This is a genomic window from Arthrobacter sp. NQ7, from assembly GCF_029581595.2.
GTDB lineage: Bacteria > Actinomycetota > Actinomycetes > Actinomycetales > Micrococcaceae > Arthrobacter > Arthrobacter phenanthrenivorans_B.
This window is the reverse complement of sequence record NZ_JARFXU020000016.1, coordinates 69,148-81,924: the sequence shown is the minus strand read 5'-3', so window position 1 is coordinate 81,924 and position 12,777 is coordinate 69,148. Positions and strand designations below refer to the sequence as shown.

Below are 12,777 nucleotides of genomic sequence, written 5' to 3'. Positions count from 1 at the left end.
CCGTCACCACCGGACCGAGGGGACCGGACCTTTGGCCCGTTGACATGGGGCTGGCCCGTTGATGTGGGGCTGGTCCGTTGACGTGGGGCGCAACGGACCCGCTGCCCTGCTAGCGGTTTGCCGGCCGCAGCGAGGTGATCATCCTTCGGATGTCCGCATACTCCGCCGTGTCCCGGTACTTCTTCGCCAGGTCAAGGTAGGGCAGCGAGGGGTCGCCGGGCGTCGCATTGTTTCCCGGATCGTAGGAGGCGCCGAACATCGCCGCGTTCGGCGGCCACCGGAAGAACTGGAAGATGGGGCAGGCATCGGGACCGCTTGCGGCGGGGCCGGACGTGATCCCGTACCCGGCCGCCGGGGTGCGGTAGGTGCCCGGCGCAGCGGCGTTTTTGCGGGTTTCGAAGACGAACTGCGGCACCACGCCGTCCTGGACCAGCACCGGAATGTCCGCGGCGTCCAGGATGTCGTATGGGTACCTCTCGGTGCACGTGGAGCCGGTGGCCATGTTGGTCCGCAGCGTGGCCATCACCTTCCCGGCCTGGTTCCTGACCTCTGCGAATGCCCCGCCGCCTTCGGCCAGTTCCCCCGCCGGGTCTTTGACGCGCCAGGCGGACGGAAGATCGAACGCCATGGTGCCGTCCGCCGTCGTAAAGGTTGTCCATGCCGCCGCGGGATTGCCGGCTTCCGTCGCCGGCGCCGGCGACGGCGACGGAACCTGCGACGGCGGCGGGGTGGGTGTGGGGGTCATTGGTGCCGTGGCGGTCCCGGAGGACGACGGCGCCGGCTGCCCGGTTCCCTGCTGCGGTGTGCACCCGGCCAGGAAGGCCGCGGACAGCAGCACTACTGCAACAGACCATGCAGGACGTGCCTTGAAGAAGCTGCGCACCACACACTCCCCGGGTCCGACGATGACCCTTCAAGTGTGGCCCGCCCGGCCCGGGCGGAGGAGGGCCAATGGACCTGTTCCCTCCCCCGCCGGGACTGCAGGGTCAGCGCTCCAGGAGGGACACGTCCCGGACGGCACCCTTGTCCGCGGACGTGGCCATGGCGGCGTAGGCACGCAGCGCGGCGGACACCTGGCGGTCCCGGTCCTTCGGCTTGTACCCGCCGTTGACCAGCAGCTTCTCCCGGCGTTCGGCCAGGATCTCGTCGGAAACCTCCAACTGCATGGAGCGCTGGCTGATGTTGATGCTGATGACGTCGCCGTCCTCCACCAGGGCGATGGCACCGCCGGAGGCAGCCTCCGGGGAGATGTGCCCGATGGACAGGCCGGAGGTGCCGCCGGAGAAGCGGCCGTCAGTGATGAGGGCGCACTTCTTGCCCAGGCCGCGGCCCTTGAGGAACGACGTCGGGTAGAGCATCTCCTGCATGCCCGGACCGCCCTTGGGGCCCTCGTAGCGGATGACCACCACGTCGCCCTCCTTGACCTGCTTGTTCAGGATCTTTTCCACGGCTTCGTCCTGGGACTCGCACACCACGGCGGGGCCCGAGAAGGTCCAGATGGACTCGTCCACGCCCGCGGTCTTCACCACGGCGCCGTCGACGGCAATGTTGCCGCGGAGCACGGCCAGGCCGCCGTCCTTGGAGTAGGCATGCTCCACGGACCGGATGCACCCTTCCGCGGCATCGGTGTCCAGGGAGGTCCACTCGTTCGACTGGGAGAACGCGGTGGAGGAGCGGACGCCGCCGGGGGCAGCGTGCCACAGGGCCTGTGCTTCCTCAGTGGCCTTGCCGCCGCGGATGTCCCAGTCGTCCAGCCAGCCGTCAAGGTCGGCGGAGTGCACCGAGTGGACATCCTTGTGCAGGAGGCCGCCGCGGTTCAGCTCGCCCAGCAAGGCGGGGATGCCGCCGGCACGGTGCACATCCTCCATGTAGTAGGTCTTGTCCTTGGCCACGTTCGGGGCCACTTTGGCCAGGCAGGGCACCTGGCGGGACTTGGCGTCCATCTCGGCCAGGCCATAGTCCACGCCGGCCTCCTGGGCTGCGGCCAGCAGGTGCAGGATGGTGTTGGTGGAGCCGCCCATGGAGATGTCCAGCGCCATGGCATTGTCGAAAGCCTTCGCCGTGGCGATGGAGCGCGGCAGCACCGACTCGTCGTCGCCGTCGTAATAGCGCTTCACCAGCTCGACGACGGTGGCGCCGGCCTTTTCGTACAGCGCCTTGCGGGCGGTGTGGGTGGCGAGCACGGAGCCGTTGCCCGGCAGGGACAGGCCGATGGCCTCGGTGAGGCAGTTCATGGAGTTGGCGGTGAACATGCCGGAGCAGGAACCGCAGGTGGGGCAGGCGTTCTCTTCGATGAGGTTGATGTCCGCATCGGAGATGGACTCGTCCACGGCGTCGGCGATCGCGTTGACCAGGTCCAGGGAGCGGACGGAGCCGTCGGTCAGGGTCACGCGGCCGGCTTCCATGGGGCCGCCGGAGACGAAGACTACGGGGATGTTCAGGCGCAGGGCTGCCATGAGCATGCCGGGGGTGATCTTGTCGCAGTTGGAGATGCAGACCAGGGCGTCGGCGCAGTGGGCGTTGACCATGTACTCAACGGAGTCGGCGATCAGGTCGCGGGACGGCAGCGAGTAGAGCATGCCGCTGTGGCCCATGGCGATGCCGTCATCCACGGCGATGGTGTTGAACTCGCGCGGCACCGCGCCCGCGGCAAGGATCGCGTCGGAGACAATGCGGCCCACCGGGGCAAGGTGGGTGTGGCCCGGGACGAATTCGGTGAAGGAGTTGGCGACGGCGATGATCGGCTTGCCGATGTCCGAGTTGGCGACGCCGGAAGCGCGCAGCAGTGCGCGGGCGCCGGCCATGTTGCGGCCATGGGTGACTGTTTTAGAGCGGAGTGCAGGCATGCTTACCATCCTCTTGCCTGGGCGACGCGGACGGAAGACAGCGCTGCTACTAGTAGTGGGAGTACCAGAGTAATAGTATTTTCCGGTGAGTGATCCCGGGCGGCGCAAAGAACTTGGCCTCTTCCTAAGGGCCCGGCGCGACCAGGCGCTGCGGGCCGACTACGGCCTGCCGCCCGTCGGCCGCAGCCGTGAGCGTGGGCTCCGCCGCGAGGAGGTGGCATTCCTTTCCGGCGTCAGCGTCACTTGGTACACCTGGCTGGAGCAGGGCCGGGACATCAGCCCGTCCCGGCAGGTCCTGGAGGCCATCAGCCGTGCGTTGCATTTGTCGAGCACCGGCCTGGGCTATGTCCTGTCGCTGGGCGGCTATGCCTCCGCCGCTCCCGCCGGGCCGGCAGCCGATACCGCCCCGCCCCACATCCAGCGCCTGCTGGATGCCCTGGACCCCAACCCGTCCTTCGCCCTGTTTCCGGACTGGGGCGTGGCCGGGTGGAACAGGGCCTACGCTGCGTTGTACCCCAACATCGCCACGGTGCCGGCGGCGGACCGGAACCTGCTGTGGCTCGTGTTCACCGACCCCTACGTCCGGAACCTGCTGCCGGACTGGGAGACCACCAGCAAGCGGTTCCTTGCAGAGTTCCGGGCCGAGACCGGGCAGCGGCTGGGCGATCCGGACATCCAGTACCAGGTGGAACGGCTCAAGGAAGCAAGCCCGGAGTTCCGGCAGGGCTGGGACCTGTACGACATCCTGGGTTTCGAGTCCCGCGAGCGCCTCTTCCACCACCCGGCCGTGGGGGTGCTCCAGCTGGAACACCACCAGGTGTCCCCGTCGGACCGGCCTGACCTGCACATCGTGGTGTACACCCCGGCCCCGGGCAGCGACGCCGCGGCGCAGATGGAGTCCCTGCTGTCCGTGGCCGGCTAGGCTTCGTCCACACCGAGGTAGGCAAGCGCGGCGGCTGCCTGGGCCCGGGTGGCCACGCGGAGGGTGGGGTCGACGGCGGGCAGGAACGACGGCGAGTGGTTGGCAGGGATGTCGGCGTCCACGGTGCCGTTCGCCACGGCCCGCCGGTAGGTTTCCGGGGGCACGGAGCCAACCACCCAGTACACGTACGGGATGCCGAACGCGTCAGGGATGCGGCTGAAGTCCTCTGACGCCGTCTGCGGGGCGGTGCGGTAGACAGCGTCCGCGCCGAAGGTCCTGGTAAAGGCTGCAGTGACCCGGGCGTTGGCCTCCGCATCGTTGCTGGTCAGCGGGTACTGGTCGTAATACTCGAACTCCGGTTCATGCGGCGAGCCGGCTGCTGCGCACTCGCCCCGCACGATCCGCTCGATGGCGGCCACCATGGCCGCCCGTACGGCGAGGTCGTACGTGCGGAGGTTGAGCAGCAGCTCCGCCCGGTCCGGGATGATGTTGGCCGTGGCTCCGGCGCTCACCGAGCCAACAGTCAGCACTGCGAACTCCCCTGGAACCGTTTCGCGGGACACCACAGTCTGCAGGCGGAGGACGATGGATGCGGCGAGCACCACCGGATCCACGGACTTGTGCGGCATGGAGCCGTGGGCGCCGCGGCCGTGGACGGTAATCCGTACAGAGTCGCCGGCCGAGAGCACCGGGCCCGGCGTGGTGCCGACGGTTCCCGCCTCGGTGGGCATGACGTGCTGGGCCAGTGCGACGTCCGGTCGCGGGATTCCGCCGGCCAGGCCGTCGTCGAGCATTGCCTGCGAGCCTGCCGCGGTCTCCTCTGCCGGCTGGAACAGGGCGGTGTAGGTTCCTAGCCAGGCATCCCGGTGGTCTGCCAGGTACTTTGCCGCGCCGAGCAGGGCCACCACGTGCATGTCGTGGGCACACGCGTGCATCACCCCGGGGACGGCGGAGGAGTAACTTGCCCCGGTTGCCTCGGTGACAGGGAGGGCGTCCATGTCGGCCCGGGCCAGGACACCCGGGCCGGGTCCGTTGGCCAGGACGCCCACCACGCCGGTGCCGCCAAAGTGCCGGACGTCGAAACCCCAGGCCGCCAGCTTCGCCGCAACAGCCGCGGAGGTCTGGTGTTCGGCCAGGCCCAGCTCCGGATTCCGGTGGAGCTGTTCGTAGAGCGGGACCTGCCAGGCCAGCTCCTGCTCGATCCCGTCCGCAGCGCTGTTCGCAAAATCCATCGAAGGCTCCTCCCGGCCAGTGGCGCCGGCCCTTGGGGTCACTTTAGGCCAGCACCCCCTGCCGCACCACGGCTGGCTTGAACCGGGCACCCGCGCCCGGGAATACCGGCACCTCGATCCGCGCGTGGGTGTGGACCTCGGTGACCGTGGCCTTGGTGCGCCGGGCAATCTGTTCCATGGTGGTGACCCACATGCCATCCATCGCCTTCACCCGCTCGATGAGCTGTTCCAGCGCCACGGCCTTGGATGGCCGGCCGGAGATGAAGGGGTGGTTGGTCAGCACGAAGCAGCTGCCCTGGGAGTGGTGGGCCTGGGCCTCCAGCGTCCACATCTCGAGGACCTTGGCCGGGCTTTCGATCACGCCGCTGCCGGTCACACCGGGGTAGAACGCGTACTGCTCCCAGTCGTCAAGGGTCCAGTCCACGGGAATCTCCACGATGTCCCGGGGATCATCCGCGGCGACGGCGAAGCGGTAGGGGGCATCGCCGTCGAGCAGGCTGGAATCGTAGAGGAAGCCGCGGTCCGCCAGCAGGGCCGGCGAGTGCCAGTTCAGCTCCCACCAGGGCGCCCGGTACCCCACCGGCCGGACGCCGGCCACCGTGGCCAGGGCCTCCAGTCCGCGGTCGATGTAGCTGGCCTCGGTGGCGGCGTCGATGCCCTGCATGGGTTCGTGGAGGTAGCCGTGGTGTGCCACCTCGTGGCCGCCGTCAACGATCTGCCGCACGACGTCCGGGTAGGACTCGGCGGTGAAGCCGGGGATGAAGAAGGTGGCCTGGATGTCCTGGCGGGCCAGGATCCCGAGGAGCCTTGGGACGGCGATTTTGGGGCCGTAGGACTGGTGGGTCATCAGCGACATGCGCCGGGTGCTGGTGGGATCATGGGCGATGGTGCAGGACTCGGCGTCCACGTCGAAGGTGAAGGAGGCGGCTGCTTTGGCGCCGTCGGGCCAGGCGATGGGGTGCAGCGGGTCCGCGATGGCGGGCTGGTTCACGGGAAGTCCTTTCGGCGGGCGCAGTGCGCCCGCCTGGTCTCGGGAAGAGGGGTTGCGCCGCTTAGCGGGCGGGAAGGGCCGGCGTGCTGTCCGTTGTGGCCCCGTCACCGGGAGCGGTGCCCGCCTGGAGCCCGGCAGCGGGCTTCTGCGCGAGGTAGCGGATGTGCTGCCGCGGGCCAAGGATGGCGTAGACGGCGGCGCTGGTGAGGCCTCCGGCCAGCCAGGACAGGTCCCAGCCGCCCAGGGCCACGGCGATGGGGCCCTGCATGATCGGGATCAGCCCGTACATGAACAGCCAGGTGGCGAAGATGCCGGCCACGAGGGAGATGACGCCGGCCCAGTTGACGCCTGGCAGCCGCTTGGTGCCTACGGCGTCGAACAGGCGCCCTGGCTCTCCCGGCCAGCGCTTGTCCAGCCAGAAGTAGTGCACCAGCATGATTCCGCCCCAGGCAGCCACCCAGGCCACCAGGCCGATCAGCCAGGCGTCGAGGACCGCGGCGAAGTCCTCCTGGAAGATGAAGAAGACGACGGCGGCCAGCGAGAAGACGCCGACGAACAGGTTGAGCTTGCGGCGGCTGATGGAGATGTCCAGTGCCTGGGTGGCCACGGAGAAGGTGTAGATGTTCAGGATGTTGGTGGCGATGGGGCCGTGGAGCACCATGAGCAGCACCGGCAGGGCCATGGCGCCGAAGTTGAGGACGATCAGCTTGCCGGGATCGATCTCGCCGGAGTTGGTGGCCAGGCTGGCACCGAGGACACCGAGCCACACTACGGGGATGAACTGGCCCAGCACGGAGGCAAGGTAGACCTTCTTCTTGGGAACGCTGGTGCTGACAAAGCGGGAGTAGTCCGCGGCATACGTGAACCAGGTGATGCCCCAGCCGATGCCGATGGCGGTCATCACGGCGCTCATGGCGGCGATCCGCTCCGAGCCCTCCAGGATGGCGCCGGCGGGTCCGGCGTAGCCCCAGTCGATGTCCATGCCGAACCAGGCGACGGCGGACATGACGGCCAGGATGAGGATGGTGGGCGGTACCGTCCATTTCTCGAAGGCCGCGATGGCCTTGTAGCCGAACCAGGCGATGGCAACCTGGAGGGCCATGATGAAGGTGGCGACGCCGATCTTCCAGGCGTAGTTGGGGGCTTCCGGGTCCACCCAGCCAAGGGTTCCGAAGAGTGCCATGACCAGGTCCAGGATGATCCACGTGTTTACCGCGCACCAGCCGATGACCAGGAGGGCCTGGATGGCGGCCGGCAGGTAGTTGCCGCGGCGGCCGAACGCTGCCCGGGCCAGCACCATGCCGGTGGCACCGGTCTTTTGGCCCAAGAGGACAAAGCAGCCAAAGAGCAGCATGCCGATCAGGTTGCCCAGCACCAGGACGGTGATGGTGTCCGCCAGTCCGAGTCCCAACTGGATACCGAGTGCGCCCAGCACCCAGTTGATGGGCGCCAGGTTGGCGCCCGCCCAGATCCAGAACTGGCCGGATACCTTGCGTGTTCGTGCTGATTCGGGAATGGGCTGCAGCCAGGCTTCATGGTCCACAACGCTGTGGTCCTGCGCGGCCTGGCCGGGTTGGCCGTGCGTGGCTGTTGAAAGCTTTTCTTGCATGGGGGCCTCCGTGAGGTGAATAAGTACCAAAAGGCTATGTGGCCCCCATCACAAGCAACAAGATACAATCTGTCGAACAGATTCCCCTACAACGTTACGGAACGTCGTGTCAGTGTTTCTCGGCGAAATACTCGCCCATCCCGCCCTCGCAGCCGCCGACCCCCTGGCCCACCCACAAGGTGTGGTGGCGGATGCACAGCCGGTCCGCTGGGTGCACTCCAGCGAGGTCCTGGACATCGCCCCCCTGCTTCGCGGCGGCGAACTGCTGCTCTGCGGCGGCATCACCCTTGCCACTGCCACGCCCGCCCGACGGGAAGACTACGTCCGCGAACTCGCCCAAAAGGGCATTGCCGCGCTGGCCGTTGAAACCGGCGGGGCCCTGCCAGCGATCCCTGAAGACATGCTTCGCACCGCTGGGGAATTCGGTCTTCCAATCGTGGAACTGCGCAAGGTGGTTCCATTTGTGGGCGTCATGCAGGCCATCAACTCCATGCTGGTCAGCGAGTCCGTGGGCCACCTGCAGCAGGCGGACGCGGCCACCCGCGCCATGGCAGCGGAGCTGGCCCACGGGGCCTCGCTGGACAAGATCCTGGGAGTGCTGGCCGGCATCACCAGGTCCGCCGTAAAGCTCACCTCCCCGTGGGGCGTGACCATGGGCAGCGCGGCGCCGGAGGGCTGGAGCAACGGGATGGACGCGGAGGCCGGAGACGGAACAGCGGACGACGACGACACCGGGCCAGGTGGGCACGGCGGCTTTTACCCCGTGCCAGGCGGAACGGTGCTCACCGTGGACATCCCGGTACGCGGGGTCCTCATGGGCCGGCTCGAGGTGCGGGTGCCGCAGGCGGCGGACGTCGCGCTGGCACAGGTGGCAGGAGAACGCGCTGAGGACATCCTGGGCCTGGCGCTGCTGCAGCACACCCCGCCCGGCCTGCATGCCCTGGCCGGCGCGGAACTGATGCGCGCGGTGCTGAACTCGTCCCCGGAGTGGCGCCTTGAGCAACTGGCACCGGGGGCCGGCTTTCCCACTGATTCCCCCGCAGTGGTGGCGGCAATCCATGCAGCTTCCCCGCAGGAGCTGCGGGGCGCCGTCGAAACCTTCCTGGGCACACGGCGCATACCCTGCGCGGCGTACCTGGACGATGCCGAGCTGGTGGTCATGATCGGACTGTCCTGCAACGACACCCTGGGCGAACGGCGCCAGCTGGTGGAATCGCTCCGGAGCCTGGAAGGTGACCACGATGCCGTGATCGCCGTGGGCCCCCTTGCCGGCGGTGTGGCCGAGGCTGCCTGGTCGCTGGCGGAGGCACGGCGTGCACTGGAGGTGCGCCAGATCCGGCGCCGGAACGCGTCGGCGCGAAGGAGGTTCCCGGCGCGCGGCCTGGTGGTGGTGGATGCGGAGGACGCGGCCGTCGAAAGCCTCTCCCTGACCTGCCTTGATGCCACGGCGCGTGAGGCGTTCGTCAACCGGCAGCTCAGGGCAGTCCTGGAGCATGATGCCCAGCGACAGTCCCAGCTGCTGGAGACCCTTCAGGTGTGGCTGGACTCCGGTTGCAACACAGCGCAGTCGGCCCGGGAACTGCACTTGGAGCGGCAGTCCATGCACCACCGGCTGCAGCGGATTTTCGAGCTCTGCGGGGGTGATCCGCGCGGCACGGGACGGCTGGCGGCACTGCACCTTGCGGCCCGGATGGCCGGCCTGCCCTGACCTGTGGCCGGCTGCGCCACACGGCCGTGCCGGCATTCGGTGAATTCGCGTGGATTTATGCCGAGGCATAGGGGCAACAATTAGGGGCAGCCCGGGATTGTTTTAGATGCCTCGAGCAACAACACTGATCGAACTGGGATTTAGCGGTGGCATTTAACTTCCGGGAGCCAAATTGATCAATATTCCGTTTTTCCACCGGCGCAGGCGTACTAATAGCGCCGGATTTTCCCTGCCTTTACCCTCACAGCGCACCGAAGGCCTGCCCGGCACCCGTCCGCGCCCATGGCCTGACCTGCGGATTCCCGGAATCCTGACGGCACTGCTGGTTGTCCTGGCTGCACTCGTGGCGCCTATTCCGGCATCGGCTGCCACCGGCGATGTTGGCGTTGCAGGTCCTTTCCATACGGGCACGGAGACTCCCACAGGTACCAAGCGGGCCACAAGTTCCCTGTGGTTTAACGACGGGTCCTGGTGGGGAAATCTGTGGAATTCCGCAACATCCAATTTCCATATTTTTAAATTCAATGCGGGAACGAGTTCCTGGGCGGACACGGGGGTCACAACAGATCCGCGTCCCAACACCCATCATGATGTTTTGTGGGACGGGAAGACGCTGTATGTCGCAAGCTACAAGTTCGTTGACGACGGACTGCCTGCCGAGCCCGGCTTCCCCACCACAATGCGCCGCTACAGCTATGACTCCAGTGCGAAGAAGTACACGCTGCTGGGTTCCAGCCAAATCAATAACTCCAAGATCGAAGTCCTGACCATCGACAAGGACTCCACGGGCAGGGTCTGGTCCAGCTGGCAGCAGGACAACAGGATCTACGTGAACGTGACCGCCACCGACGGCAAGACCTGGGGCACCCCGTTCCAGCTTTCGGGATCGATGACCAATGTGTCCGTGGACGATACGTCGGCCGTGATTGCCTTCGACGGCAAGATCGGTGTGATGTGGAGCCGGCAGGTGGGTGACTCCACCGACGGCATGTACTGGAGCTACCACGTCGATGGTGCATCTGCCGCCACGTGGAGCACCCCCGTGGCGGCAGTGTCCGGACAGCGAAGCAGCGATGACCACATGAACCTGAAGTGGCTGGATTCCTCGGGCGGCCGGGTGTTTGCAGCCATCAAGACCTCATACACCTCCTCATCCCAGCCGCTGATCCAGCTGCTGGCCCTGAGCGGCACCAGCTGGTCCGCGCACACGATAGCGACTGTTGCCGAGTGCCCCAACCGCGTGATCGTCATGATTGACGAGAGCACCCAAAGGCTGCGGACCTTCGCTACGTATCCGAAGCCATCCGGCACGACGGACGCCGGTGTCTGCACCACCTCCGGCGGCGCAATCTACGAGAAGTCCACGCCGCTGGACAACATCAACTTCACCACCACCAAGACGGCGCGCATCGTGGATGCCGACCAGTTTGTGCACAATGTGACCTCCACGAAGCAGAACGTCAACAGTTCCGCGGGCGGCACGGCGAACAGCGGCCTGCTGGTGCTTGCGGACGTCAACGCCACCAAGCAGTACTGGCACTATTTCGATCCCACCGGCGGCGGTGGAGGCTCTGACACCACTGCCCCGACGGTGACCGCCACCTCGCCGGCTTCGGGTGCCACCGGAGTTGCCGTGACGGCCAATGTGACGGGAACCTTCTCGGAGGCCATGGACCCCTCCACGATCACGTCGGGCACGTTTACGCTCACCGGCGGACCGGCGGCCGTGACGGGGACTGTGACGTATGGCGCCACGGGCAAGGTTGCAACTCTGGACCCTGCTGCAGACCTGGTGGCGGGGACGAAGTACACGGCGACCCTCAAGGGCGGCAGCAGCGGCGTGAAGGATGTTGCCGGTAACGCCCTGGCCGCGGACAAGACCTGGACCTTCACCACTGCCGGTACCGCGCCCGCGCAGACTCCGATTGCCGTGAAGGCGGCGTCGCTGAACGGCGCGCTGGGAGCGGCAACCACTCCGGAGGTCTACGGCCTCAGGGACAACGGCGGGTACCAGTGTTTTGAACGCGGATGCATCCTCTACTCGCCGGCTTCCGGCGCGCACGTGTCAATGGGCGCGATCCGGAGCCTGTGGGCGGCCACCGGTTTCGAAAACGGCGGCCTCGGCTACCCGGTCACCGACGAAGTGGGCGGCCTCAAGGACGGGGGCGTCTACCAGAACTACCAGGGCGGCGCCATCATCTGGTCACCGGCCACAGGGGCCCACATTTCCGTAGGCGCAATCCGGGGAGCTTGGGCAGCCACGGGATTCGAGAACGGTAAGCTCGGCTACCCGGTCACCAACGAAGTGGGCGGCCTCAAGGACGGGGGCGTCTACCAGAACTACCAGGGCGGCGCCATCATCTGGTCACCAGCCACAGGGGCCCACGTTTCCCTGGGCGCGATCCGATCCATCTGGGCCTCCACGGGCTATGAATCGGGCCGCCTCGGCTACCCCACCAGTGACGAGTACGCAACGGGCGGTGATGGGGGCGTGGCCCAGAACTACCAGGGCGGCGTGATCCATGTGAGCCGCACCGGCTCCTACATCACCTGGTTCTAGGGTCCCCTGCGCCGGGGACGGCGTTCCGCGGCGGAAAAGGGCGGCCGGTACGGCAACATCAGGTTGCAGGCCGGCCGCCCAGCCGCGTGGTGACCTTGGCGGCTGCTGCCACACAGGCATCCCCGAGGCTTTCGAACTGCTCCTTCGACACCCTGAAGCGGGGCGCCGGGATCAGGACGGCCGCCACCACGTCTCCGCGGTGGTCACGGACAGGCGCCGCAACACCCACCTCGTCCATGGATGATTCCCCGTAGTTTCCGGCCCATCCCCGCTGCGCAACGTCGTGGAGCCTGGCCTCGTAAGCCGCCAGCCCGGCGTCGTCCAATCCCGGAAAACTGATGGTTCCGCTCCGGAGCAGTTCCCGCACCCGCTCAGCGGGCAGCGTAGACAGGAACACCTGGACGGAGGCGCTCATGGCGTCGCGGTAGCGGGCGCCCAGCGGCGTGGTGTGCTTGATCTGGTGGTGGCTGGCGATTTGCTCGACGCAAATGGCCTCATCCCCATTCCACAGCATGAGGGCGCTGGTTTCGCCGGTCTGCTCGGTCAACTGGCGCAGGACCGGATAGGCCACGCGCCGTTCCTCCATCTCCGCCAGGAGCGGCCCGGCGACGGCGATCAGGCCCAGGCCCAGCCGGAACCGCTTGGTTTCCGGGTCCCGCTCCACCAGGTTTTCCTGCTCGAAGGTGGCCAGGATCCGGGAAACGCTGCTTTTGTGCATGCCGACACGGTTGGCGATTTCCGTAACCCCCAACAGCGGTTCGTCCGCGGTGAAGGTGCGCAGGACGGCGATGGCATTGACGACGACGGACGCGCCCTTGGCGTCCGTCCCGCCGCTGGCGCCGGTTCCATTGCCGTTGGTGTCGGAGGTTTGTGCAGGAGTCATGGTGGACACTATCTTTCCCTATCGCT

The 12,777-nt window shown here is 67.2% G+C and carries 9 protein-coding genes; 3 read left to right on the top strand and 6 right to left on the bottom strand.

Annotation, left to right across the window (positions count from 1 at the left end; all coding sequences use genetic code 11):
• Positions 1–109: 109 nt before the first annotated feature.
• Both PUN71_RS16115 and ilvD read right to left on the bottom strand, forming a co-directional pair.
• On the bottom strand, positions 110–883 hold the full coding sequence (locus PUN71_RS16115; RefSeq protein WP_277799236.1) for a hypothetical protein: 774 nt from the start codon (positions 881–883) through the stop codon (positions 110–112).
• 103 nt (positions 884–986) lie between these two features.
• Positions 987–2,846, bottom strand: coding sequence for a dihydroxy-acid dehydratase (gene ilvD / locus PUN71_RS16110; RefSeq protein WP_043455506.1), 1,860 nt, complete (start codon positions 2,844–2,846; stop codon positions 987–989).
• 85 nt (positions 2,847–2,931) lie between these two features.
• On the opposite strand from ilvD, the gene PUN71_RS16105 reads away from it, so the two are divergent.
• On the top strand, positions 2,932–3,768 hold the full coding sequence (locus PUN71_RS16105) for a helix-turn-helix transcriptional regulator (RefSeq protein WP_277799235.1): 837 nt from the start codon (positions 2,932–2,934) through the stop codon (positions 3,766–3,768).
• On the opposite strand, the gene PUN71_RS16100 is transcribed toward PUN71_RS16105, so the two are convergent.
• The 3 genes from PUN71_RS16100 to PUN71_RS16090 form a co-directional block, all read right to left on the bottom strand.
• Positions 3,765–5,000: an amidohydrolase gene (locus PUN71_RS16100; protein WP_277799234.1), complete on the bottom strand. Its 1,236-nt coding sequence runs from the start codon at positions 4,998–5,000 to the stop codon at positions 3,765–3,767. The two genes, PUN71_RS16105 and PUN71_RS16100, sit on opposite strands and share 4 nt — an antisense overlap.
• A gap of 43 nt (positions 5,001–5,043) precedes the next feature.
• Positions 5,044–5,991 (bottom strand): polysaccharide deacetylase family protein, encoded by a 948-nt coding sequence (locus PUN71_RS16095; RefSeq protein WP_277799233.1) that lies wholly within the window; start codon positions 5,989–5,991, stop codon positions 5,044–5,046.
• A gap of 61 nt (positions 5,992–6,052) precedes the next feature.
• Positions 6,053–7,600 carry a purine-cytosine permease family protein gene (locus tag PUN71_RS16090; RefSeq protein WP_277799232.1) on the bottom strand — a complete coding sequence of 516 codons (1,548 nt, stop codon included), beginning with the start codon at positions 7,598–7,600 and terminating at the stop codon, positions 6,053–6,055.
• Positions 7,601–7,706: 106 nt separating this feature from the next.
• On the opposite strand from PUN71_RS16090, the gene PUN71_RS16085 reads away from it, so the two are divergent.
• Together PUN71_RS16085 and PUN71_RS16080 are read left to right on the top strand one after the other, a co-directional pair.
• Positions 7,707–9,308: a PucR family transcriptional regulator gene (locus PUN71_RS16085; RefSeq protein ID WP_277799231.1), complete on the top strand. Its 1,602-nt coding sequence runs from the start codon at positions 7,707–7,709 to the stop codon at positions 9,306–9,308.
• 595 nt (positions 9,309–9,903) lie between these two features.
• The gene (locus PUN71_RS16080) at positions 9,904–11,868 is read left to right on the top strand and encodes an Ig-like domain-containing protein (protein ID WP_277799230.1); all 1,965 of its coding nucleotides are present in this window, start codon (positions 9,904–9,906) and stop codon (positions 11,866–11,868) included.
• 58 nt (positions 11,869–11,926) lie between these two features.
• On the opposite strand, the gene PUN71_RS16075 is transcribed toward PUN71_RS16080, so the two are convergent.
• Positions 11,927–12,751 (bottom strand): IclR family transcriptional regulator, encoded by an 825-nt coding sequence (locus PUN71_RS16075; RefSeq protein WP_043452661.1) that lies wholly within the window; start codon positions 12,749–12,751, stop codon positions 11,927–11,929.
• Between the last annotated feature and the right edge of the window lie 26 nt (positions 12,752–12,777).